The sequence below is a fragment of the Mycoplana ramosa genome, assembly GCF_041930185.1.
In the GTDB taxonomy this organism is placed as follows: Bacteria; Pseudomonadota; Alphaproteobacteria; order Rhizobiales; family Rhizobiaceae; genus Mycoplana; species Mycoplana ramosa.
The window spans coordinates 115392-136910 of the sequence record NZ_JBHEEW010000006.1; the positions used below are offsets into that span (position 1 = coordinate 115392).

20 protein-coding genes and 1 riboswitch are annotated in these 21519 nt (G+C 63.2%); of the genes, 7 read left to right on the forward strand and 13 right to left on the reverse strand.

The genetic code is table 11. The features are described 5' to 3' along the window. Window positions 1–66: 66 nt before the first annotated feature. The 4 genes from gcvP to gltA all read right to left on the reverse strand — a co-directional run bounded on the left by gcvP (window position 67) and on the right by gltA (window position 6275). On the reverse strand, window positions 67–2928 hold the full coding sequence (gene gcvP, locus JNC62_RS09430) for an aminomethyl-transferring glycine dehydrogenase (RefSeq protein ID WP_374838122.1): 2862 nt from the start codon (window positions 2926–2928) through the stop codon (window positions 67–69). Further along, on the reverse strand, window positions 2928–3290 hold the full coding sequence (gene gcvH / locus JNC62_RS09435) for a glycine cleavage system protein GcvH (RefSeq protein WP_374838124.1): 363 nt from the start codon (window positions 3288–3290) through the stop codon (window positions 2928–2930). The genes gcvP and gcvH overlap by 1 nt, the downstream gene beginning before the upstream one ends. A 16-nt stretch (window positions 3291–3306) precedes the next feature. Then, on the reverse strand, window positions 3307–4446 hold the full coding sequence (gene gcvT / locus JNC62_RS09440) for a glycine cleavage system aminomethyltransferase GcvT (protein ID WP_374838126.1): 1140 nt from the start codon (window positions 4444–4446) through the stop codon (window positions 3307–3309). Window positions 4447–4594: 148 nt separating this feature from the next. Beyond that, a riboswitch (glycine riboswitch) is annotated at window positions 4595–4694 on the reverse strand. Between the two features lie 291 nt (window positions 4695–4985). Continuing rightward, window positions 4986–6275, reverse strand: a complete 1290-nt coding sequence (gene gltA / locus JNC62_RS09445) for a citrate synthase (RefSeq protein ID WP_374838128.1) — start codon at window positions 6273–6275, stop codon at window positions 4986–4988. A gap of 270 nt (window positions 6276–6545) precedes the next feature. Between gltA and JNC62_RS09450 the strand changes: the two genes are divergently transcribed. Next, window positions 6546–9140: a ComEC/Rec2 family competence protein gene (locus tag JNC62_RS09450; RefSeq protein ID WP_374838130.1), complete on the forward strand. Its 2595-nt coding sequence runs from the start codon at window positions 6546–6548 to the stop codon at window positions 9138–9140. On the opposite strand, the gene lexA is transcribed toward JNC62_RS09450, so the two are convergent. The 3 genes from lexA to JNC62_RS09465 form a co-directional block, all read right to left on the reverse strand. Then, window positions 9121–9837: a transcriptional repressor LexA gene (gene lexA, locus JNC62_RS09455; RefSeq protein WP_374838132.1), complete on the reverse strand. Its 717-nt coding sequence runs from the start codon at window positions 9835–9837 to the stop codon at window positions 9121–9123. The two genes, JNC62_RS09450 and lexA, sit on opposite strands and share 20 nt — an antisense overlap. A gap of 212 nt (window positions 9838–10049) precedes the next feature. Continuing rightward, a complete protein-coding gene (locus JNC62_RS09460) occupies window positions 10050–10307 on the reverse strand; it encodes a YMGG-like glycine zipper-containing protein (protein ID WP_374838134.1) in 258 nt (85 codons plus the stop codon). Window positions 10308–10510: 203 nt separating this feature from the next. Next, the gene (locus JNC62_RS09465; RefSeq protein ID WP_374838135.1) at window positions 10511–11269 is read right to left on the reverse strand and encodes an SDR family NAD(P)-dependent oxidoreductase; all 759 of its coding nucleotides are present in this window, start codon (window positions 11267–11269) and stop codon (window positions 10511–10513) included. Between the two features lie 204 nt (window positions 11270–11473). On the opposite strand from JNC62_RS09465, the gene JNC62_RS09470 reads away from it, so the two are divergent. The 6 genes from JNC62_RS09470 to JNC62_RS09495 all read left to right on the forward strand — a co-directional run bounded on the left by JNC62_RS09470 (window position 11474) and on the right by JNC62_RS09495 (window position 15775). After that, window positions 11474–12058, forward strand: a complete 585-nt coding sequence (locus JNC62_RS09470; protein WP_374838137.1) for a L,D-transpeptidase — start codon at window positions 11474–11476, stop codon at window positions 12056–12058. Window positions 12059–12461: 403 nt separating this feature from the next. Continuing rightward, the gene (locus JNC62_RS09475) at window positions 12462–12590 is read left to right on the forward strand and encodes an ABC transporter (protein WP_310420613.1); all 129 of its coding nucleotides are present in this window, start codon (window positions 12462–12464) and stop codon (window positions 12588–12590) included. 158 nt (window positions 12591–12748) lie between these two features. Further along, window positions 12749–13339, forward strand: a complete 591-nt coding sequence (locus JNC62_RS09480; RefSeq protein ID WP_374838140.1) for a hypothetical protein — start codon at window positions 12749–12751, stop codon at window positions 13337–13339. A 175-nt stretch (window positions 13340–13514) separates the two neighbouring features. Continuing rightward, on the forward strand, window positions 13515–14108 hold the full coding sequence (locus JNC62_RS09485; RefSeq protein WP_374838142.1) for a protein-S-isoprenylcysteine O-methyltransferase: 594 nt from the start codon (window positions 13515–13517) through the stop codon (window positions 14106–14108). A 9-nt stretch (window positions 14109–14117) separates the two neighbouring features. Then, window positions 14118–14900: a hypothetical protein gene (locus tag JNC62_RS09490; protein WP_374838143.1), complete on the forward strand. Its 783-nt coding sequence runs from the start codon at window positions 14118–14120 to the stop codon at window positions 14898–14900. Continuing rightward, entirely contained in the window at window positions 14897–15775 is an 879-nt protein-coding gene (locus JNC62_RS09495) for an SDR family NAD(P)-dependent oxidoreductase (protein WP_374838145.1), read from the forward strand. The genes JNC62_RS09490 and JNC62_RS09495 overlap by 4 nt, the downstream gene beginning before the upstream one ends. Before the next feature lie 35 nt (window positions 15776–15810). On the opposite strand, the gene JNC62_RS09500 is transcribed toward JNC62_RS09495, so the two are convergent. From JNC62_RS09500 to JNC62_RS09525, 6 genes are all read right to left on the reverse strand, one after another. Then, window positions 15811–16077 (reverse strand): hypothetical protein, encoded by a 267-nt coding sequence (locus tag JNC62_RS09500; RefSeq protein WP_374838147.1) that lies wholly within the window; start codon window positions 16075–16077, stop codon window positions 15811–15813. Window positions 16078–16244: 167 nt separating this feature from the next. Continuing rightward, window positions 16245–17726: a serine hydrolase gene (locus tag JNC62_RS09505; RefSeq protein WP_374838149.1), complete on the reverse strand. Its 1482-nt coding sequence runs from the start codon at window positions 17724–17726 to the stop codon at window positions 16245–16247. A 133-nt stretch (window positions 17727–17859) separates the two neighbouring features. Then, the gene (locus JNC62_RS09510) at window positions 17860–18618 is read right to left on the reverse strand and encodes a hypothetical protein (RefSeq protein ID WP_374838151.1); all 759 of its coding nucleotides are present in this window, start codon (window positions 18616–18618) and stop codon (window positions 17860–17862) included. A 328-nt stretch (window positions 18619–18946) separates the two neighbouring features. Then, entirely contained in the window at window positions 18947–19549 is a 603-nt protein-coding gene (locus JNC62_RS09515; protein ID WP_374838153.1) for a transglutaminase-like cysteine peptidase, read from the reverse strand. A 446-nt stretch (window positions 19550–19995) separates the two neighbouring features. Then, window positions 19996–20607 (reverse strand): PilZ domain-containing protein, encoded by a 612-nt coding sequence (locus JNC62_RS09520; RefSeq protein WP_374838155.1) that lies wholly within the window; start codon window positions 20605–20607, stop codon window positions 19996–19998. A gap of 109 nt (window positions 20608–20716) precedes the next feature. Continuing rightward, the gene (locus tag JNC62_RS09525; RefSeq protein WP_374838157.1) at window positions 20717–21337 is read right to left on the reverse strand and encodes a PAS domain-containing protein; all 621 of its coding nucleotides are present in this window, start codon (window positions 21335–21337) and stop codon (window positions 20717–20719) included. Window positions 21338–21519: the final 182 nt, after the last annotated feature.

Here is a 21519-nt window from a genome sequence, read left to right on the forward strand (position 1 = left end):
CTGAAATACCCGGCACGGCCCAAGAAAAACCCCGGCCTTTCGGGCCGGGGTCTTTCGTTGGCTGCGTTACTCTGCCGCTTCCGCGTAGTCCTCGAGCGGCGGGCACGAGCAGACGAGGTTCCGGTCGCCAAAGACGTTGTCGACGCGGTTGACCGGCGACCAGTACTTGTCGACCCGGAAGGCGCCCGGCGGATAGCAGGCCTGTTCGCGCGTGTAGGGACGGTCCCAATCGCCGACGAGGTCCTCGACCGTGTGCGGGGCGTTCTTCAGAGGGTTGTTGACCTTGTCCATCCGGCCTTCCTCGATGGCACGGGCCTCCTCGCGGATCGCCAGCATCGCATCGCAGAAGCGGTCGAGTTCGGCCTTCGTCTCCGATTCGGTCGGCTCGATCATCAGCGTGCCGGCCACCGGCCAGCTCATCGTCGGGGCGTGGAAGCCGCAGTCGATTAGCCGCTTGGCGACGTCGTCGACGGTCACGCCGGCGCTGTCGACCAGCGGGCGCGTGTCGATGATGCACTCGTGCGCCACCCGTCCCTTCGCCGACTTGTACAGCACGTCATAGGCGCCCTTCAGCCGGGCAGCGATGTAGTTGGCATTGAGGATCGCCACCTTGGTCGCCTGGGTCAGGCCTTCCCCGCCCATCATCAGACAGTAGCTCCAGGAGATCGGCAGGATCGACGCCGAGCCGAACGGAGCGGCCGAGACCGCGCCGGCCTCGGCCGTGCGTGGGTCCTTGGGCAGGAACGGCGCCAGATGCGCCTTCACGCCGATCGGCCCCATGCCCGGACCGCCGCCGCCATGCGGGATGCAGAAGGTCTTGTGCAGGTTCAGGTGGCTGACGTCGGAGCCGATGTCGCCGGGGCGGGCAAGCCCGACCATGGCGTTCATGTTGGCGCCGTCGAGATAGACCTGCCCGCCGTGGTTGTGGACGATCTCGCAGATCTCGCGCACGTTCTCCTCGAACACGCCGTGGGTCGACGGATAGGTGATCATGCAGCATGAGAGATTTTCCGCATACTGCTTTGCTTTTGCGCGGAAATCCTCCATGTCGATGTCGCCGTTGTCGCTCACCTTGACGACGACGACCTTCATGCCGGCCATCTGCGCCGAGGCCGGATTGGTGCCGTGCGCCGAGGTCGGGATCAGGCAGACGTCGCGGTGCGCATCGCCGTTGGCGATGTGGTAGTCGCGGATCGTCAGCAGGCCCGCATATTCCCCTTGCGCGCCGGAATTCGGCTGCATGGAGATCGCGTCATAGCCGGTAATCGCGCAGAGCTTGGCCGACAGGTCGTCGATCATCTCGCGGTAGCCTTCCGCCTGATCGGCCGGCGCGAAGGGATGGATCTCCGAGAACTCCGGCCAGGTGATCGGCAGCATTTCGGCGGTCGCGTTCAGCTTCATCGTGCAGGAGCCGAGCGGGATCATCGAGCGGTCGAGCGCGAGGTCGCGGTCCGCCAGCCGGCGGATGTAGCGGGTCATTTCGCTTTCCGCGCGGTTCATGTGGAAGATCGGGTGGGTCAGGTAGGCACTGGTGCGGAGCAGGTTCGACGGCAGACGGTAGCCCGGCTCGAAGTCCGAAACCTCGAAGTCGCCGCCGAAGGCACGCCAAACCGCTTCCAGCGTCACCGGCCGCGACCGCTCGTCGAGACTGATGCCGATGCGGTCGTCGCCGATCTTGCGCAGGTTCACCTCTTCGGCGACCGCCGCCTTTAGGATGATGCCCTGCAGCTTGCCGACATGGACGGTGATCGTGTCGAAGAACACCTCCGGCTCGACCGTGTAGCCGAGCTTCTCCAGTCCCATGGCGAGGCGGACGGTCTTCTGGTGCACGCTCTGCGAGATCGCCTTGATGCCCTGCGGGCCGTGGAAGACCGCATACATCGAGGCCATGACGGCGAGCAGCACCTGGGCGGTGCAGATGTTCGACGTCGCCTTCTCGCGGCGGATGTGCTGCTCGCGCGTCTGCAGCGACAGGCGATAGGCGCGGTTGCCGCGGGCATCGACGGAGACGCCGACGAGGCGGCCGGGCATGTTGCGCTTGTAGGCGTCCTTGACGGCCATGTAGGCGGCGTGCGGCCCGCCGTAGCCGACCGGAACGCCGAAGCGCTGGGTCGTGCCAATGGCGATGTCGGCATCCATGTCGCCCGGAGACTTCAGCAGCGCCAGAGCGAGCGGATCAGCGGCCACGACGGCGATCGCACCGGCGGCATGCAGCGAGGCGATGACGTCGGTGAAGTCGTGCACGTGGCCGTAGGTGCCCGGATACTGGAAGATTGCGCCGAAGACCTCGGACGGGACCAGATCCTTGAACGGGTTGCCGACCTTGATCGACCATCCGAGCGGTTCGGAACGGGTCTTCAGCAGCGCGATCGTTTGCGGGTGGCAGTTCTCGTCGACGAAGAAGGTCGTCGCCTTGGAGGTCGAGACGCGCTCAGCCATGGCCATCGCCTCGGCGGCGGCGGTCGCCTCGTCGAGCAGCGAGGCGTTGGCGATGTCGAGACCGGTCAGGTCGCAGACCATGGTCTGGTAGTTGAGCAGCGCCTCCAGCCGGCCCTGGCTGATCTCCGGCTGGTAGGGCGTGTAGGCCGTGTACCAGGCCGGGTTTTCCAGGATGTTGCGCTGGATGACCGGGGGCGTGATCGTGCCGTAGTAGCCCTGGCCGATCAGCGAAACGAGCTTCTGGTTCTTGTTCGCGGTCTCGCGCAGCTTGTCGAGCGCCTCGCGCTCGGTCATCGGCGCGCCCCATTCGAGCGGCTTCTGCTGGCGGATCGACGACGGCACGGTGTCGTCGATCAGCGCGTCGAGGCTGTCATAACCCACGACCTTCAGCATCTCCTCCATCTCCTTCGGAGAGGGGCCGATATGGCGACGGTTGGCGAAGTCGTAGGGCTGGTAATCGGTGAAGGTAAAATCCTTGGGCAGGTTCATCAGCCGACGAGCTCCTTGTAGGCCGCCTCGTCAAGCAGATCATCGGCGTCGGCCTTGTTGGCGAGCTTCATCTTGAAGAACCAGCCGGCGCCCTGCGGGTCGCTGTTGACGAGGGACGGGTCGTCGACGATCGCCTGGTTGGTCTCCAGGCATTCACCATCAAGCGGGGCGTAGACATCGGATGCGGCCTTCACGGATTCGACTGTCGCCGCGTCGCCGCCCTTGGAGAAGGACGTTCCGACGGCCGGCAGCTCGACGAACACGAGGTCGCCGAGCTGTTCGGCCGCATGAGTGGTGATACCGACGGTGGCGACGTCGCCGTCGATCTTCAGCCACTCGTGTTCTGCGGTAAATTTCAGCATGGGTGGGCCTTTCTGATCAGCGTTTGAAGGTGTTGGAGACAAAGGGTAGGGCGCTCACGGAGACTGGCAGGAACTTGCCGCGCACTTCTGCAAACAGATCCGTGCCGGGTGCTGCGAGCGCGGTCGCGACGTATCCCATGGCGACGGGGTTCTGCACCGTCGGGCCGAACCCGCCGGAGGTGACGTGGCCGACCTCGGTTTTGCCATCGGCATCGGCGTAGAGCCTTGCCGGCGGACGAACGGGTGCCTTGCCGTCGATCTTGAGGCCGACGCGGCGCCGCGCGGTGGTCTTTTCCAGCTGATCGAGGATGACATCGGCACCCGGGAACCCGCCGGCACGGTCGCCGCCGCGGCGGCGCACCTTCTGGATCGCCCATCCAAGCCCCGCTTCAGCCGGTGTCGTGGTGGTGTCGATATCGTTGCCGTAGAGACAGAGGCCAGCCTCGAGGCGCAGCGAGTCACGAGCGCCGAGGCCGATCGGCTGGACGTCCGGGTGATCAAGCAGCCGGCGGCAGACCGTTTCCGCCTGCGCGGCCGGGATGGAAATCTCGAAGCCGTCCTCACCCGTATAGCCGGCGCGGGAGACGATGCATTCGGCGTCGTGAAGATCGCAACTGCGCACGTCCATGAATCGCATGTCGGCAATGTCGGCCCAGAATTCGGCGAGCACCGTTTCGGCACGCGGCCCCTGCAGGGCGATCAGGGCCCGGTCCGTCAGCATGGTGACGTCGCAAGTATCGCCCAGATGCTTTTGCAGATGCGCGAAATCGGCGTCCTTGCAGGCGGCGTTGACGACAAGGAACAGATGATCACCGCGATTGGTGATCATCAGATCGTCGAGGATGCCGCCGGCGTCGTTGGTGAAAAGCGCATAGCGCTGGCGGCCCTCGGCAATGCCGAGCACATCGACCGGCACGAGCGCCTCCAGCGCGCGGGCCGCGTCGGCATTGTCGCCGGAGCGGGCGCGAATGACGATCTGTCCCATATGCGAGACGTCGAACAGGCCTGCGGCAGTGCGCGTATGAAGGTGTTCCTTCATGACGCCTGCGGGAAACTGCACCGGCATCTCATAGCCCGCATATGGCACCATGCGGGCACCGAGCGAGACATTGAGATCGTACAACGGGGTTTTCTTCAGCTCAGACGTACCGTCCAAAAGGCGCCCTCCAGTCTGTTGGCGTGCGCTTGCACGCCGGCTCATCCTACGGCGCCTGCGCGCCGCTCTTCAGAGCCCCCTCTGTCCCTTCGCCTGAGATTGTTATCCCTTCGGCGGGCGTGTGAACGCCTCTCTCCAGAGTCCTGTCGGCACCTTGCTGGTCCTTTTGCCTGAGAGTTTCCGGGGCGGTTGCTCCTTCGGCACCGGCCATACCCGTTTGGGTGGCCGGTTTCTCCCAGCGAGGTCATGCCACATAAGAGCGTCGGCGCAATTTTGGCAAGAGCGTTGCGTCGCCGCGGAGCAAATATTTGTCGTCCTCGCTCGCGTGGCGGAAACTGGCCCCGAAAAGGGAGCCGCGCTACGTGATGGTTCTCAAATCGCGGACGGCGCGTGGTGCAGGCGGATGGGTCCTGGCAAAAATGTCTGGGCGAAGGGGGGCGGCCCGGGTGTTGCCGCCAAAACAAAACCCGCCGAAAGACATCGGCGGGTTTGTAATGGAGCAAGTCCGGTCTTGGGACCGGTCTGCATCAGTCGCTCGATCAGCGCTTTGAAACGGGTACATAGTCCCGCTTGGGGGCCCCGATATAGAGCTGGCGCGGACGGCCGATGCGCTGTTCCGGATCCTCGATCATCTCGTTCCACTGGGCGATCCAGCCGACGGTGCGGGCCAGTGCGAACAGCACGGTGAACATCGTGGTGGGGAAGCCGAGTGCCTTGAGCGTGATGCCGGAATAGAAATCGATATTCGGGTAGAGCTTCTTTTCGATGAAGTATTCATCGGTGAGCGCGATACGCTCGAGCTCCATCGCGACTTCGAGCATCGGATCGTCCTTGATGCCGAGTTCGCCGAGAACCTCGTGCGTCGTCTTCTGCATGATGCGGGCGCGCGGGTCGTAGTTCTTGTAGACGCGATGGCCGAAGCCCATCAGACGGAACGGATCGTTCTTGTCCTTGGCACGCGCGACGAACTCCGGAATGCGATCGGCCGTGCCGATCTCCGCGAGCATGTTCAGCGCTGCCTCGTTCGCGCCGCCGTGTGCCGGGCCCCAGAGGCAGGCGATGCCGGCTGCGATGCAGGCAAACGGATTGGCGCCCGACGAGCCGGCGAGGCGTACGGTCGAGGTCGACGCGTTCTGCTCGTGGTCGGCGTGCAGGATGAAGATGCGATCCATCGCCCGCGACAGGACCGGATTGACGGTATACTCTTCGCAGGGCACGGCAAAGCACATGCGCAGGAAGTTCGACGCATAGTCGAGGTCGTTCTTCGGGTAAACGAACGGCTGGCCGATGTGATACTTGTAGGCCATCGCCGCGATCGTCGGCATCTTGGCGATCATGCGCAGCGATGCAACCATGCGCTGGTGCGGATCGGTGATGTCGGTGGAGTCGTGGTAGAAGGCCGACAGCGCACCGACACAACCACACATCACCGCCATCGGATGGGCGTCGCGGCGGAAGCCGGTGAAGAAGCGCGACATCTGCTCATGCACCATCGTGTGGTGGGTGACGCGATAGTCGAAGTCGTCCTTCTGCGCCTTGGTCGGCAGTTCGCCGTAGAGAAGCAGGTAGCACACTTCCAGAAAATCGCCGTGCTCCGCCAGTTGCTCGATCGGGTAGCCGCGATGCAGGAGAACGCCCTCATCACCGTCGATGTAGGTGATCTTGGACTCGCACGAGGCCGTCGAGGTGAAGCCCGGGTCATAGGTGAAAGTGCCGGTCTGCTTGTAGAGCGTGCCGATGTCGATCACCGACGGACCGATCGATCCGGATCGCAATGGCAACTCCACTTTCTTGTCACTGACAGTGACTTCCGCGCTCTTTCCCGTCATGAGGATCTCCATCTGCTGGTGTGGCACAGGCAGTGCCTGTCGTGGCCGTGCCGCTTTGCTAGCCCAAAATCGCATCGTCGTGCCCGGCAAGACGAAGGCCGCATTTGTGCAATGCAAAAACAAACATTCCGGCATCGCAATATCTACTCTTCCTCGCCAGTTGCAAGCAACTTATGGGCGAGATTCGAGAATTATGGAGGGTGCATCCTTTCTCGGAAAGCGAGTGCATTGGTGCGGAATTTGCGATTGCAAAACAAAATCTGAAGTTGCATGATGCCGCTGGATATGGCTGGGGCAGGCGCCATGGGGGAGGGAAACGCTACCAAAGTCGCAATCCCGGCCGCCCACGCGGCCCGGAGCCTGCAGAGCCTGCAGACGGCAAGCCAGCCAACCGCAATCACGGGCGGTCGAACGGTCGTTTTCGCGGCGCGTCCGGGCGGTTTAAGGCGCTGGTTCGGCGCCCCCCTGGCGTCGGGATGGGCGGCAGCGTGGCAGTGCGAGCGAGACCACGGCAGCGTCTTCCTGTTCGTTCCCGTCTTTATCGGCGCAGGGGCATGGTGCTGGTACGCGCTCGCCCGTGATCCGCCGCTGGCGCCGCTGCTGATCGGTCTGATCGGCTGCGGGTTCACCGCGGTGGCCCTGCGCTATCGCCAACCCTTGCTGTCCGTTGTCGCGCACGCCGCATTCCTGCTGCTTCTCGGCATGACGCTGTCTGCGTTTGAGAGTTGGCGGGTTTCGACCGTCATGCTCGACCAACCGGTGACGACGACGATCAAGGGACAGGTGCTGTCGAGCGAGGCCGACGATCGCGGTCGCATGCGCTACCGGGTGGCGCTGCTGTCGACCGACGGCCCGACCCTGCGGCGGCCACCTGGCCATATCAGTCTGCTGGCGCGCAGCCCCCACGTGCCGGTGCCGATCGGCAGCGGGATCGTCGGACGTGCGCGGCTGAACCCACCGTCCGGACCGGCGCTGCCGGGTCTCAACGACTTTGCATTCGACGCCTATTTCGCCGGGACAGGCGCCATCGGCTACTTTTACGGCAAACCGACGGCGACGGAGCTGAACCCGTCGGCGCGAGGCGAGACCGTATCCGCGGCAGCAATCCGAATGGTAGCCGAATGGAGGAGTGCCGTCACGCAACACATCCGCGGCCGCATCGGCGGCGATGCCGGCGCCATTTCCGCCGCCCTGATCACGGCAGAACAGCGCGGCATCAGCCCGGAAACGGTGGAGGCTTTGCGGCAATCGGGCCTCGCTCACGTTCTGGCGATTTCAGGGCTCAACATGGCCCTTGCGGCGGGCACCTTTCTGGTCGGCGCCCGTCTGCTGCTGGCACTGGTCCCGGGGGCAGCCGAGCAGTTCCCGGTGAAGAAGATCGCAGCCGTCGGCGGATTGATCACGGTCACGCTCTACATCATGATTTCCGGCGGCGCGGTTTCGGCAATCCGCTCGTGGCTCATGATCGTCGTCATGCTGTTCGCTGTCTTATTCGACCGCACCGCCATCAGCCTGCGCAACGTTGCGCTCTCGGCCTTGATCATTCTGGCAGTGACCCCGTCGGCGGTCACCGGTCCCGGCTTCCAGATGTCCTACGCGGCAACCCTGGGCCTCGTCGCGGGCTATGGTGCCTGGCGCGACTGGTCCGCGCGACGCCCGCGGTGGATCGGTGACCGGTCACGGGTCCTGTCGGTTGCATCCGCGCTTGTCGGTGGAATTCTGCTGTCGTCTCTGATCGGCGGGGTCGCGACGCTCGTCTATTCCATCGGGCACTTCCATCGAATCCCGGCCTATGGCCTCGCCGGAAACCTTCTTGCGATGCCGATCATATCGTTCCTCGTCATGCCGATGGCCGTCATCGCCATGCTGCTCATGCCGTTCGGACTGGACGGCATCCCGCTCGCGATCATGGGACGGGGCGTCGACTGGATCATCGCGATGGCCAATTGGGTTGCCGGCTGGGGCGGAGAGGTGGTCACCGGCCGATTGCCGCCGCTGGCTTTCACGCTTGTCGCGGCTGGAGGCGGGCTGGTCTGCCTGTTTCGCACCCGTTTCGCAACCATCGGTCTCTTACCACTCGTCTTCGGCGTGGCTGTCGTCGCCGTCCGCCCCTCGGATGTGCCGCCCGAGGTTCTCGTGTCGAAGGACGGCCGGCTCGTGGCGCTCGTCATGCCCGGAGAAGCCGCCACGAACCGGTCGCGGCCGCCCGATTTCATCTACGATCAATGGCGTCGTGCCCTTCGCCTTGGTACCCATCGATCGCCAATGTTCCTCACCGATGGCGATGCCGCGCAATGGCGGACGGCGACTGGAAGTGGCGCGGGCACCCATCGCTCGGAGGGCCTGGTTGGCCTGGCAGTGCCGAAAGTCCGTCCGCAAGGACGGCAGCGCCGAGGCATGGATAGGGAGGTGGCGCCTGATCCTGTTGCGATCGCGCGGGCACGGGACGACATGGATTCTGCGTTCGCCGTAGCCGCCAACGACAAGCGGTTCGTTTGCCGCCGCAAGGAGTGGTGTGCCGGCACCGCGCCGTCCGGTTGGCGTGTCCTCGTGCTCGAGGATCCGGCCCTTCTCGGGGCCGCCTGCGACCGTGCCGATCTCGTGGTCATATCACGCTACATTCGGATGGAAACCTGCCGTTCCGGCGCGAAACTCGTTTCGGCACGCAGCCTGCGTCGCACCGGGGCCCTCGAGATAACACCGCGGCCTGCCGATCGGCCTGCCGATTGGACCGGCCGATTACGCTACAGCGTTCGCAACGCCGTCACGACGCATCACCGCCCCTGGAGCCGACACCGCCTGTACGACTGGCGGACGAACACCTTCTTCGATTCAGAAAATGCAGTCAGTGATAACGGCGAATGAGGCCGACGAGCTTGCCCTGAATTTTCACTCGGTCGGGGCCGAAGATGCGGGTCTCGTAGGCGGGATTGGCGGCTTCCAAAGCAATGGAGGCGCCCTTGCGGCGGAAGCGCTTCAGTGTCGCCTCCTCGTCGTCGACGAGGGCCACGACGATCTCTCCCGGGTTGGCGGAGTTCGTGTTGCGGATGATGACGGTATCTCCATCCAGGATCCCGGCCTCGATCATCGAGTCGCCCTTGACTTCCAGCGCATAGTGCTCACCAGCACCGAGCATCTCCATTGGAACGGAGATGTCATGGGTGTTGTTCTGGATTGCCGAGATCGGCACGCCGGCGGCGATGCGCCCCATGACCGGAACCGAAACCGACCCATCCGCCACGGCGGCGGCCGGCCTGGCCGGGGAGGGCGCTGGCATTGGCTTGCCAAGGCTTCCTTCGATCACCGATGGCGAAAAACCGCGCCGCGCCTTCAGGCTGGGCGAATAGGCTTCGGGCAGCTTGATCACCTCGAGTGCGCGTGCCCGATTGGGCAACCGACGGATGAAGCCGCGCTCCTCGAGCGCGGTAATCAGCCGGTGAATGCCCGATTTCGAGGCGAGGTCGAGGGCATCCTTCATCTCATCGAATGACGGCGGAATGCCGGTCTCCTTCATCCGCTCGTGGATGAACAGCAGCAGTTCCTGTTGTTTGCGGGTCAGCATGGCTCGTCACCCAGAATCGTGAAACAAATCCAGAACGGACACTATCTGTTCCACATGTGTTCCGCAAGGGGCAAATTTCAATCAAAGGTACAGCGGCTCGTGTGAGACTGTCGGCCGCGAGGCCGGCGGCAGCTTCCATGGTCGGGAAAAAGGCCCTATCGGGGACGAGGGGCCTTCTTCCCGGTTCAACTGCGACACGGTTTGCGCGCCGATTAGGGGCAGGCGGCGATGTAGCGACGCCCGTAGCGATCGCGGTAGTAACACCGACCGGGCTGTCCGGCCACGTTGCCGATGACGGCGCCGGAAACGCCGCCGATCGCGGCCCCGACGGCTGCGCCCCGAACGTCATTGGTGATGGCGCCGCCGATCACTGCACCGGTGGCTGCGCCGATGCCGGCCCCCCTCTCGGTTGGCGTGCAGCCGACCGCTGCGAGCCCGGCCAGAACGAGTATTAGGGAAATCTTGGTCATCTCCATTCCTTCCTGTCTCGTTGATTTTCTTGCCTGTCGATATCTTGTCCACCCCAACCAGCCGTCAAGTGTAATCCGGTTTTTCGTCCAGGTACAACCGGTCGTGGCGCATGCGCGTTCGGGCGAATGTTGCGATCGGACAGATACGATCATGCCGGTAGCGCCTTCAAGGCGGTCGGGGATCGGTCAGATCGGGTGACACGCTAGTGCGCGCTATAGGCACCATCCACGAGATGGTAGCTGCCCGTGATGAAGCTCGCCTCGTCCGAGAGCAGGAAACAGACGAGTGCTGCGACTTCTTCCGGTCGTCCCCGTCGCCCCATCGGCTGCAGCGACTCCATCCGACGGCTGCTCGCCAGTTGCGGATGCTCCGCCAGGAGCGGGGTATCGATCCAGCCGGGACCGACGGCGTTGATGCGGATCCCGAACTTGGCATATTCGATCGCCGCGACCTTGGTCAGTCCCGTGACACCGTGCTTTGCCGCCGTATAGGCCACAGTAAAGGGCAGACCGACGCAACCGAGCACGGAGGAAACGTTGACGATCGCGCCACCGCCCGACGCCATCATGGCGGAAATCTGATGCTTCATGCCGTAGAAGACCCCGTTCAGATTGACGTCCATCACCTTCTGCCAATCGTCGATGGGATAATCCCCACTGGGAAGCCGCGGTCCGTGAATACCGGCATTGTTCACCGCCAGATGCAAGCCGCCGCATCTTTCCACCGTGGTTTCGACCAGCATCCCGACCGCTTCGGCGTCGGTGACGTCCACCGCGACCGCATGGGCCTTGTCTCCATGCGCCCGACGGATCTCGGCGGCAACGCCCTGCGCGGCGTCATGGTCGACGTCGGCGAGGACAACCTCGGCGCCGCCGGCGGCCAGGCGCCGCGATATGGCGGCACCGATTCCCGAGCCAGCACCCGTCACGATCGCGACTTTTCCATCTAAGGCAAACGCCATCGCGTCCCATCCCTGTTTGACTGCCATGGCCAGTCGAGCAGAGGCCGCCCTTCGACGCAAGGGGATTCATCGGAAGCAGAACCGGCATGGTTGGCCGGCACTCTTTTTCTCCCTGGCTTCAATCAAAGGGAGAGACTTGGCCGAAGCGCGCCGCAATGGTATCCATAAAAAAGCAGGGGTTCGTCTGATCGCTAGCAGGTGCAAATGGACAGGAACTTCATGACGCGTCGGGGATTGGTGTTCCTGGGGCTGGGCCTGCTGGCCTCTGGATGCAGTTCGACCTTCGGATCGACGGGATACCCCTCCATGTCGACCTATCGCGTTGCCTCCCAATACCGCCGTCGTCAGGTCGCGTATGAGGGCAACGAGCCGCCCGGAACGATCGTCGTCAACACCTCGGAACGTTATCTCTACCTCGTCGAGGGCGGTGGGCAGGCGATACGTTATGGGGTCGCCGTGGGCGAGGAGGGGCTGACATTCAGGGGAGAGGCGACCGTCGGCCGCAAGGCGGAATGGCCCTCGTGGAGGCCGACGGACGACATGATTCGGCGTAAACCGCGGCTGGCGCAGTATGCGGGCGGCGTGGAGGGCGGTCCGCATAACCCGCTTGGGGCGGCCGCGCTCTATCTCTACCAGGGCAATCAGGACACCATGTACCGGCTGCATGGGACGAATGAACCGTGGTCGATCGGGCATGCGGTCTCAAATGGATGCGTGCGCTTGACGAACGAGGACATCATCGATCTCTACAGCCGCGCACCCGTGGGAACGCGCGTGAAGGTCATTTGACAATACATCCGGGAGGATTTGGCCAAAGGTCCATGTGTTTCCTGCCTTTGCGGCTATAAAAATCAAACCTTCCGCCAGTTTTGCGCGGCGGTTATTTCGAATGGCCGCCGTCAAGCATGCACATACGAGGCCCTTGTTCATTGAGGACACGGTCTACTGAACAACCGGAAGCGACGGTCCTTTCGCCAAGAGCCGTCGCTGGAAGCGGCATCGTACCCTGCAAGCGCGCGCAGGATAATCGACGATCACGGCTTGAAACAATTCGTTGATAAATCTGATCTTGCCAGCTCTTTGCAGTGATTAACTTTGTGTCGCTTCCGCACTATGCCTTTGTTGCTTTTGCGGTTATTAGTAGTAGCGTTGCCTTCGAAAACCTATTCCGTTCCAAGGAAAGGACATGTTGATGAGCAGACTTCTGATCGTGACAGTAGCAGTACTTTCCGTAGTCAGTCTGAGTGCCTGCGGCACAGTCGGCAAAGGCAAGGGCAAAGCCCCGCCACCAGTCGAGCAGCCGGCACCCGTATATAAGTGACAACCAGCTTAAAAAGGGGAAGTGCCTGGTGGCACTTCCCCTTTCTGCGCGCTCTCTCCAGCAGTGAATCCAGCGGCTGTTGCCGATAGCAGGCGAGGGTGCTTTCCAGCCAAAATTGGGCTACCCTGACCGCGGCACCGGTAAATGGAGCGTGTTCTATGACGCTGGGAAAGAGCCATGCATCGCTTATAGTCGCCCTTGCGCTTGGACTTGCGTCCTGCCAGTCCGAGGACAAGCCCCCCCAGCCGCGCTACGTGTCTGACTATCGCGGCTATACCGGTGCTGCAGATGGGGTGACGCAGCGCAGCCAGAAGCTTTATTTTATCGAGTTCCGCTCACGCTACGCGCTCAGCTATGGCCATACCTACGTGGTCTTCGGGCGCACCGACAAATCCGGCAGGATGATCAATCCCGAGGTCGCTGGCCTCGCGCCGGCCTCTACGGATGCGGCGCCCTATGTGCTTGGCCATTTTATACCGGTCCCGGCCGAGACCGGAGCGAGCGATGGCGACCTCGAAGAGGAATATCGTTCCGCAAGCTGGCGCGTCATGCTGACCGAGGCCGAATACCAGAAGACCGTTGCGTTCATTCGGCAACTGCAGGCCAAGTCCAAGTTCTGGCAGGCGACCGTCAACAACTGCAACGCCTGGACCGGGGAGATCGCAAAGTTCATGGGCTTCAAGACGCCGCCCATCTGGCTCAGGCCGCAGCAGTACATCACGCAGCTTCGCGAGATGAATGTCGGCTGAAGAGCGCTGCCGCGTTTGGCGTTGGAACGTGCAATCAAGCCGATGCGGGGATCGTTTCGTTTCCGCCTCCATCGCCGCGTCTGCAGGTATTCGTTTTGGACCATGCACTTTCCGGCTTGTCAGAGACAAAATCCGCTGTGCAGTATGAGCAAAATCGAGCAGGCTCTGAATCTAAATGAATCTATCCGCTGCCGCAGTCGGTCAAATACTATGGGTGCTCGGCGTTATTGCCTGGTACGTGATCCGCTACCCCTTCGAACGCCGCGCCAAGCGCGTCCGGATCGTCACGAATCGGCGTTCGTTCGTTGACATGGTCGGTCTGGTGGCGGCCACGCTGGGGCTCGCGGTCGTGCCCGGTATCTACGTCGCCACCGGCTTTCCCGAGGCGGCGGATTACCCCGCCCGCATGTGGGCCATCGCCATCGGGGCGGTTTCGTTCTTTTCTGCGATGTGGCTCTTTCGCCGGACACACAAGGAACTCGGCAAGAACTGGTCGATCAGCCTGGAGATTCGCGACAAGCATCAACTGGTCAGCGGCGGGCCATACGCGCTGGTTCGCCACCCCATGTACACCTCGTTCTTGCTGATGGCGCTCGGCCAGGCTTTCCTGCTGTCGAACTGGGTCGTCGCACTGGCCGGCTTTGTCGGATTTGCGCTGCTCTTTTTCCTCAGGGTCGACAAGGAGGAGCGCATGATGCTGGACAGTTTCGGGGGCAGCTATCGCGACTACATGGATCGGACCAAGAGACTGATCCCCTACATTTATTAGAGGTGCATGATGCGCGGCCGCGCTTTGAAGATTTCGGCACCGCGACGCCTCGTCGGCGACCTCATGCGGTTTTCGATCGGCATTCCGCGCGTTACGGTGCAGCGGCAAATGAACCTGGGCGCGCTTGTTAGCGCAAGGGCGGCGCAGCCGCAGCGACCGTCATGGACCGTGCTGTTCCTGAAAGGGTACGGGCTGCTTTCGCAGGAAACGCCGGAACTGCGCCGTGCCTATGTCAAGCTCCCGAACCCGCATTTCTACGAGTACCCCGTCAGTGTCGCCTCCGTCGCGCATGAGCGCGAGCATGAGGGGGAGCGAATCGTCCTTTTGGGGACCATCAGGGCACCCGAGCGCCGCAGCATATCCGACCTCCAGGCGATGATCAGTGCCGCGCGCTCGCGCCCGGTCCACGAGATCAAGGAGTTCCGGCGCGCGCTGAGGCTCGCGCGGTTGCCGGGACCGGTCAGATGGCTGCTGATGTGGCTGGGACTGAACATTGCCCGGCAGCGCGGCCGCCATTTCGGCACGTTCCAGTTCTCCGTCTATTCCGGCCTCGGCGCGGAATCGTTCAACCCGCTGACGCCGCTGACCACCCTGCTCAACTATGGCCCGATTGCCGAAGACGGCACGGTCAATGTCCGCATCCTCTACGACCACCGGGTCATGGACGGGGCGAATGTCGCGCGGGCGCTGGAGCGCTTCGAGGAGATATTGAACGGTGAGGTCGCCATGGAAGTGAACGGCCTTGCCCAGGACGGGGCGAGGCCGGTGCAGCCAGCGAGGACGGCCGGATGAGCCTCGGTTCCGAGTTGCGGCCGGCGGTCGTCGTTGTCGGGGGCTCCCGTGGCATCGGCAAGGCGATCGCGACCGTCGCCGCGCGGCAGGGCGGCCCCGTCGTGCTCGTCGCGCGCTCGCACGACAGCTTGCTGGCAGCCGCAACCGAAGTGCAGGAGGCCGGCGGCGAAGCCTTCACGCTGGACCTCGATCTGTTTTCGGCCGGGGCGTCGCTGCGTCTCGAGGCGTTCCTCCAAGAGAATCGTCTGTATTGCGACGTTCTCGTCAATAGCGCCGGCTATGGCCTGCGCGGCGCCGCGACAACCCTGCCGATCGGCGAGCAACTGGGGATCATCGATGTCAATGTGCGGGCGCTGAGCGAGCTGACGCTTCGTTTCCTGCCGGGCATGCTCGCGCGCCGGCGTGGAGGGGTGCTCAACCTCGGTTCCATTGCCGGTTTTACCCCCGGGCCCAACATGGCGCTCTATTATGCCAGCAAGAGCTTCGTGCGCTCGTTCTCCGACGCCCTGCACGAAGAGTTGCGCCACGCCGGCGTTACGGTGACCTGTGTGGCGCCGGGACCGGTGGAGACGGAATTTCTCGACCGGTCCGGGGCCGGCCGGGCAATGTTGTTCAAGGTTCTGCCGAGAGCGGATGCCGTCGATGTGGCCGAAAGCGCCTGGCGTGGCTTCAAGGCCGGCCGCCGGCTGGTGGTGCCGGGTGTATCCGCGAAACTGACGGCTTTCGTGGCATCGATTCTGCCGACCGCGGTCTTGCTGCCGCTGATCGGCCGGCTGCAGCGTCGCGGCAACGACCCCTGCCCATGCGGATCGGGCGCAAAGTACAAGAACTGCTGCGGCAAAGGCTGGCTGAGCCGGATCGCCCCCGGTGGCTGAGGCGCCTCATTCAGCGACACCCGCCGCAGGCAAATTCACCGCAGGCGCATCCGGACAGGGTGGCAGCGGCCCGAACGGCCTACATGCAAGTGGATCCCGGCCTGTGGCTGTCCTGTGCGCCAGGCGCGGGCGCCGTGGGCCAGCAGCATGCCGACCAGGTCCTTGGTCTTGTTGCGTGAGCGCGCCAGACCGATATCGGCGATCCGAAGCGCTGCCTCGTGGAGAGGGTGAAGACCGTTCCTGTTGCCGCGCTTGCCACCAGATCCGGGCGGGGAGCCAATCACATTCTCGTTCATCGCCATAACGTGCCTCGTACGCAATACTCTATCGAGGACGGCGGACGCCGAAAGTCAGCGTCCCCGGCCTTGCCGCCGCCACCGGTAATCTGACCCATCCGGTGGCTGTCGCGGTTAGGCTGATATCTTTGCCGCACTGGCGCATGAAAAAGCGTCCCGCGCAGCCACGCTCGTCACTGCTGGCTTGCCCAGCAGGCAATACCTTTCTTCTTCAGGACCTTGCAGGCGTTCACGGCGCTGTCCTGGCCGGAAAAGCCGCCAAAACGGGCGCGGTAGAGCTGTTCGTTGCCGTTGCCGAAGGCGACGGTGAACGGTTGGGCGCCACGCAACGCCTTGCCGCCGCGGTCCTGCGCCTTTTCGAGGAGTGCCTGTGCCTGATCGCGATCCGGAGTCGCGCCGATCTGAATGACCCAGCCGGAGGGAATGGATCGGTCTTTCGAAGCGGCAGTAGACGAGGTGGTCAGGGCGTCGACGGCAGGATCGACGTCCCCTTCCTCCACCACCGTTTCCGCTGGGGCAGCCGCTGGCACGGCGACGTTGCGCTGGACCCGAAGGGTGGCCGCGAGCGCGTCCTTGCCGACGACGCGGGCTGCGTTCGCGTCGGTGGTCGCGGCATAGGCCATCTCGATACGCGATTCTTCGTAGCGATACGTCGGTACCGGCCCGTTCTCAGGCAGTTCGACGTTTCTTGCGGTTTCACCGCCGGCTGCGGATGCTGATACGCTGTTTGCCGCCGCATTTGCCGTGAGCGTCGGGGCGTCGGCGGTTTCGGCGATCAGGTTGCCGCCGCCGCGCCGGGATGCTGCCGGCATGTAGCGGGCGATGAGTTGCTTCATCTGCTGGTCGCGAGAGGCGCCGGTGCGCCCGCCGAGTACGACGGCGACGACGCTGCGGCCGTCCGCCTGGGCGGAGGTGACCAGGTTGAAGCCGGACGCACGTGTATAACCGGTCTTGATGCCATCGACCCCACGGACAACCCCGAGAAGCCGATTGTGGTTACCGATCGTCGCCTTGCCGTAGCGAAAGCTGCGGGTGCTGAAATAGTCGTAGTACTGCGGAAAATGTTGACGGAGCGCCAGCCCGAGGCGCGCCTGGTCGCGGGCCGTCGTGACCTGCGCGGTGTTCGGCAACCCGTGCGCGTTGCGATAGACGGTCCGGGTCATGCCGAGCGCGCGAGCCTTCTGCGTCATCAGGCGGGCGAAGCGCTCTTCGGAGCCGCCGAGGAACTCGCCAAGGGCCGTCGCGACGTCGTTGGCCGAACGCGTGACCAGCGCCATGATCGCCTGCTCTACCGTCAGCTTGCTGCCGGGGCGCACCCCGAGCTTGGATGGAGGCTCCTGGGCCGCATTCTTTGAAACCGGAACGAGCGTGTCCTTGCGGATCTTGCCGGCCTCTAGAGCCTCAAAGGTCAGGTAGATTGTCATCATCTTGGTGAGCGAGGCCGGATAGCGCTGTTCATCCGGCGCTTCGCTGTAGAGCACCTTGCCCGTTTTCGCGTCGATCACGATTCCGGCATATTTCGGGTTCGCCTGCGCAGTGCCGGCAGATGCGGCCACGGCCACGGCCAGACCGCCAGCCACGAGGAGAGCCTTGGCCGTGGCGGCTGCGATCCCGGTCGCGCGTGAAAAGATGACAGAGGATAGGGAACGGAACACGCTGTTACTCTTCAAGTCTCGGATTGCTGGGCCGGCCGGATGCGGATCGCGGACGGCGATTGGAGAGAGACTATCGGGGCAGGGTTACCAATCGGTTTATGATGAATCATTCGTTGCGCGGAGGTGTCGGTTTTTATCGATGACTCTTGCCGGGGAGCTGGCGATCCGCGAGTGCGGCTTGGGCGAAGTTTCGGATGGCATGCTCCATCGCCTGCCACTGCGGCAAAAGTCTGCTCGAAAACCGATAAAGCAGCGACAGATCGTCGCCGATGTGGATGTCCCTCTGGCAGTCCGCGCTGGTGGACGGCTGTCCCGTTTCGGGCAGGACGCAACGCACGGCGTAGGTTGCCCCGCCCGGCAACGCTCCCAGCAGCATGACCTCGTCGGCATAGCCGGAGTCCTGTTTCAGACGGCGCAGAGTGAGCCCGCCAGGGCCGGTTTCCGGGTCGCCCTGGAACAGGTGCGAGTAAATCGGATCGACCCGTCCGGACATGTCGCGGGACATGGTGCTTTGGGAAAGTTGGATGAACACAAGGCTCTCCGGTCGGCCGACATCGTTGAAGCGCAGCCGGTTTGCGTTCGAGTAGCCCTCCATTTCCGGCCAGGTCAGGTAAAGATCGATGCGGTCCGCCCGCCCGCTATGGCGTTGTTCCTCAAAGCGGATGGCGTTTGCGGGCAGTCGAAGGCGGTCCTGGCCGATCAGGACATCGTGCATCTCGCGGCTTTCGGTGTGGCCCGCCAGGGCGATGTGCTCGCCAAGGGTGCGGCCACCAAGGCTGATGGCAGCCGTCAGGGCTGCGAGCGCGGCAGTGCCGATGGTGAGCCGCTTCAGGAAGCGTGCCGAGAACAGTGCGGCTTCATCGGGTTTGCGGACATGGGATCTGGCGTGCATGGTTCCCCCGTAACGGCCTCGCAGGCCCCGCTCTCGGTATGGGGGAAGGGGCTGGCGCAAAGCTTGCTCGATGGCGGGGAGCTTTACTGATCGTGGTTAACAATCGGTAATCGCGCGGGTCTGTTGAAGCCGGCCGGCGGGTAAAAAGCCAAAGATCTGGGCAGTCGAAAAAAAAGCGGCCGGCTCGGGGACAGGTGAGCCGGCCGCCGCAGGCGGGCCGCAGTCGGGACGAAGATTGGAGAATGACCGGGCCTTTTGTGTTGATGTGGGGCAGCGTCTCGGATGTTGCCCCCGCGAAGTTGTGGGCAGATGTCAGGCTGTCAGCGGGCTATGGCCGGACGCTGCCGACCGCGGTGGCGCGTCCGTCCTCGAGCTTGACCCACTTGCCGGCGTTGCGCTCGGACTGGCGCTTGAGGAAGCGGTATTCGGTCTCTGACCAGAGCAAGACCTTGTCGCGCATGTTGTCGAGAACGAAGTCGCCACGATCCGTGCGGACGGTGAGGACCGCATGGCCCTCGCCGTTGGGCTGCAGGACGACCGTAATCAGCAGGTCGGACGGGGAAATGCCGGCTTCGATCAACAGCCTGCGCTTCAGCAGGACGTAATCTTCGCAGTCGCCGGCGACGCCCGGATAGGTCCAGCGCTCTTCGACGCCATAGATCTCGTCATCGGTGAGCGGCTCCACCGCGCTGTTGACGGTGTAGTTGATTTCCAGGATTTGCTTCCAGTTCGTTTCGTTCAGTTCAAGCGGATCGCCGGCGGAATTGGCTCCGCACTCGTCGGCATACTGCTTGCAGAATTCGTAGTGCCCGATCGGCTGGTTGGTTGGGCCGGTTATCGTCATGCGGGCTGGAAGCGCCTGGGCAGCCGAGCTGAATACGAGCGAAGCGATAACCCCGAATATCCCTGTCCAAGTTGCTTTTTTTGTCATGGTCCTGTCCCTGTGTTGGTAGGGACAATGACAGGTATTTTTTTATCTCACGCGAAGTTGCGAAGTATAATTAAGTGCAAAGTTTCGATGACTTAGAATAAAGTAAGAATAAAATTCAAGTCAACTTAGATTTTAAATTGACTAAAATTGTAACGATCATATGTGCCGGCCGAGGCGCGGTTGCTCGTTTGTCGCGAGCTGTAACCTGCTGAAATCGCTTGTTTTGTAATCAGTTTCGCGCTTGCGCGTTGCCGATTTCCGTTGGCCGGCGCGAGCGATCGGTGTTCGGGAAAGGGCTTTCGGTCGGCCGCAGTCGTCGGGAGTGATGCGTCAATCCGTGCGACAACCGGCCGCCGCCGACCCCGCGGAAAAAAAGACGCGGCATGCAGGAAAAAGAAAAAGGGGGCGTAAGCCCCCGGGATGCAGGTCGCCGAGGCGGCGCCCGCTTACAGGAATTCGGTGAGCGCTTCCTTCGGCTGCACGCTGGAGAACTCGATCGCAACGCCTTCCTGGAAGTGGCGAACGACGCGACCGCGCATGTTGCCGAGTTGGACCGGTGTGCCGACAGCCGGCCGAACCTCGATATCGACGGCAGCACCCGACAGTGACAGGTCGATGATGCGGCACGGATAGTGGCGGCCGTCGTCGAGCGCCAGTTCGGTTCGGGCGTTGCGCGGCGTCAAGCGATCGTGTTGCCGGTCCTCGGGAAGGCCCAGCTCGTGCTTGTTCGCGATCCAGGTCAATTGTGCCGCCAGCTTCTCCCGCTTGCGGTCGGTCGCATTGACTGTGATGACAAAGCCGTCATCGGTCAGTCGCTCGACCGTTCCTTCGATGCGGCCGAGGTGGTCCACATAGGCGATGATGCGCTCGCCGGCGCGCGGGCGGGCGTGACAGGCGAAGAAGACATCGCCCGGCGACATATGGAGCGCAACGCAGTCGAACTCCTCATGGTTGGGCAGCATGAGGCGCCCCGGCAGATTGACCGAAACGCGCTGGAAGCTCCGCTGTTCGGAATGCGGTCGGTGGGCTGTCGGCGATGCTTGCTGGAACGAGTACATGGGCAGACAGGGCCTGATGGAATTCTCTTTCCAACTTGTAACCTTTCGAGGTTAACAGTTCGTCATCGCGGTTCGTATCGGCCTTTCGCCATCCGGTGGCTGGCCGAGGCTATCTGCCGCCGTCGAAGACCCGCAGATGCAGGACGCGGCGCACGACCTGACCGAAGTCGTGCTTGCTGACGGCCATCGATGATCGGGGCAGGGGAATTGGCGGGCGGGCCTGCAGAAAGGCGTTCTGCCGCTCGTGATCCATGATGGCGACCGTGTCGATCGTCATGTAGCGCAATGGTACATCGAGTGGCCGGATGGGACTGATCGGACACAGTGCGCCGAAGATGCGATCCGCTTGCGCCGATTGCGAGGTCATCGGCAGGAGCAGGATCTCGATTCCGGCGGGTTCGGCGGAGCGCCCATAGGCACTCGCCGCAAGAATAGCCGGTGTGCGCCGAGTGAGGATGTTGGCACAGATTCGCGAGACTTGCGCGCGGACATCCGGTGCGAACAGCCGCGGAAAGCCGGTGGTGCGAAGCTCGCGGCCGAACAGGGTGCACACGCGGGTGCCCGCAAGCCGGAAGATGGGGCCGGGTGCGTCAGACCGTTCGAGGATGAAAAGATCGGGGAGAATTTGGCGAAGATCGGCGGGCTCGATGTCGCGCCGATCGGGAACGTCCCGGCCTGCGCGAACCCGGGACCAGTAGTCGTAGACCGTTTGTGCTGTCGTCGTCTGCATCGCATTTCCATTCGCGGTGTGCCGATACGGCACGTCATGTGCCGACAATTTCCGCCTGAACGATGCGATGCGAAGAGCGTGCCAACCGGGGTGTTAAGGTTAACCATTGGTTTCGATTGTGCGTGGCGGCGGGCCATGGCACACCGTCATCATCACGAAGGGAAGCCTTCAGCACAATTGTC

What these genes read in the sequence shown, in the direction of transcription:
- gcvP (WP_374838122.1), bottom strand. Translation starts at nt 2,928, where the DNA reads ATGAACCTGCCCAAGGATTTTACCTTCACCGATTACCAGCCCTACGAC.
- gcvH (WP_374838124.1), bottom strand. Translation starts at nt 3,290, where the DNA reads ATGCTGAAATTTACCGCAGAACACGAGTGGCTGAAGATCGACGGCGAC.
- gltA (WP_374838128.1), bottom strand. Translation starts at nt 6,275, where the DNA reads ATGACGGGAAAGAGCGCGGAAGTCACTGTCAGTGACAAGAAAGTGGAG.
- JNC62_RS09450 (WP_374838130.1), top strand. Translation starts at nt 6,546, where the DNA reads ATGATGCCGCTGGATATGGCTGGGGCAGGCGCCATGGGGGAGGGAAAC.
- lexA (WP_374838132.1), bottom strand. Translation starts at nt 9,837, where the DNA reads ATGCTGACCCGCAAACAACAGGAACTGCTGCTGTTCATCCACGAGCGG.
- JNC62_RS09460 (WP_374838134.1), bottom strand. Translation starts at nt 10,307, where the DNA reads ATGACCAAGATTTCCCTAATACTCGTTCTGGCCGGGCTCGCAGCGGTC.
- JNC62_RS09465 (WP_374838135.1), bottom strand. Translation starts at nt 11,269, where the DNA reads ATGGCGTTTGCCTTAGATGGAAAAGTCGCGATCGTGACGGGTGCTGGC.
- JNC62_RS09470 (WP_374838137.1), top strand. Translation starts at nt 11,474, where the DNA reads ATGGACAGGAACTTCATGACGCGTCGGGGATTGGTGTTCCTGGGGCTG.
- JNC62_RS09475 (WP_310420613.1), top strand. Translation starts at nt 12,462, where the DNA reads ATGAGCAGACTTCTGATCGTGACAGTAGCAGTACTTTCCGTAGTCAGT.
- JNC62_RS09480 (WP_374838140.1), top strand. Translation starts at nt 12,749, where the DNA reads ATGACGCTGGGAAAGAGCCATGCATCGCTTATAGTCGCCCTTGCGCTT.
- JNC62_RS09485 (WP_374838142.1), top strand. Translation starts at nt 13,515, where the DNA reads ATGAATCTATCCGCTGCCGCAGTCGGTCAAATACTATGGGTGCTCGGC.
- JNC62_RS09490 (WP_374838143.1), top strand. Translation starts at nt 14,118, where the DNA reads ATGCGCGGCCGCGCTTTGAAGATTTCGGCACCGCGACGCCTCGTCGGC.
- JNC62_RS09495 (WP_374838145.1), top strand. Translation starts at nt 14,897, where the DNA reads ATGAGCCTCGGTTCCGAGTTGCGGCCGGCGGTCGTCGTTGTCGGGGGC.
- JNC62_RS09500 (WP_374838147.1), bottom strand. Translation starts at nt 16,077, where the DNA reads ATGGCGATGAACGAGAATGTGATTGGCTCCCCGCCCGGATCTGGTGGC.
- JNC62_RS09510 (WP_374838151.1), bottom strand. Translation starts at nt 18,618, where the DNA reads ATGCACGCCAGATCCCATGTCCGCAAACCCGATGAAGCCGCACTGTTC.
- JNC62_RS09515 (WP_374838153.1), bottom strand. Translation starts at nt 19,549, where the DNA reads ATGACAAAAAAAGCAACTTGGACAGGGATATTCGGGGTTATCGCTTCG.
- JNC62_RS09520 (WP_374838155.1), bottom strand. Translation starts at nt 20,607, where the DNA reads ATGTACTCGTTCCAGCAAGCATCGCCGACAGCCCACCGACCGCATTCC.
- JNC62_RS09525 (WP_374838157.1), bottom strand. Translation starts at nt 21,337, where the DNA reads ATGCAGACGACGACAGCACAAACGGTCTACGACTACTGGTCCCGGGTT.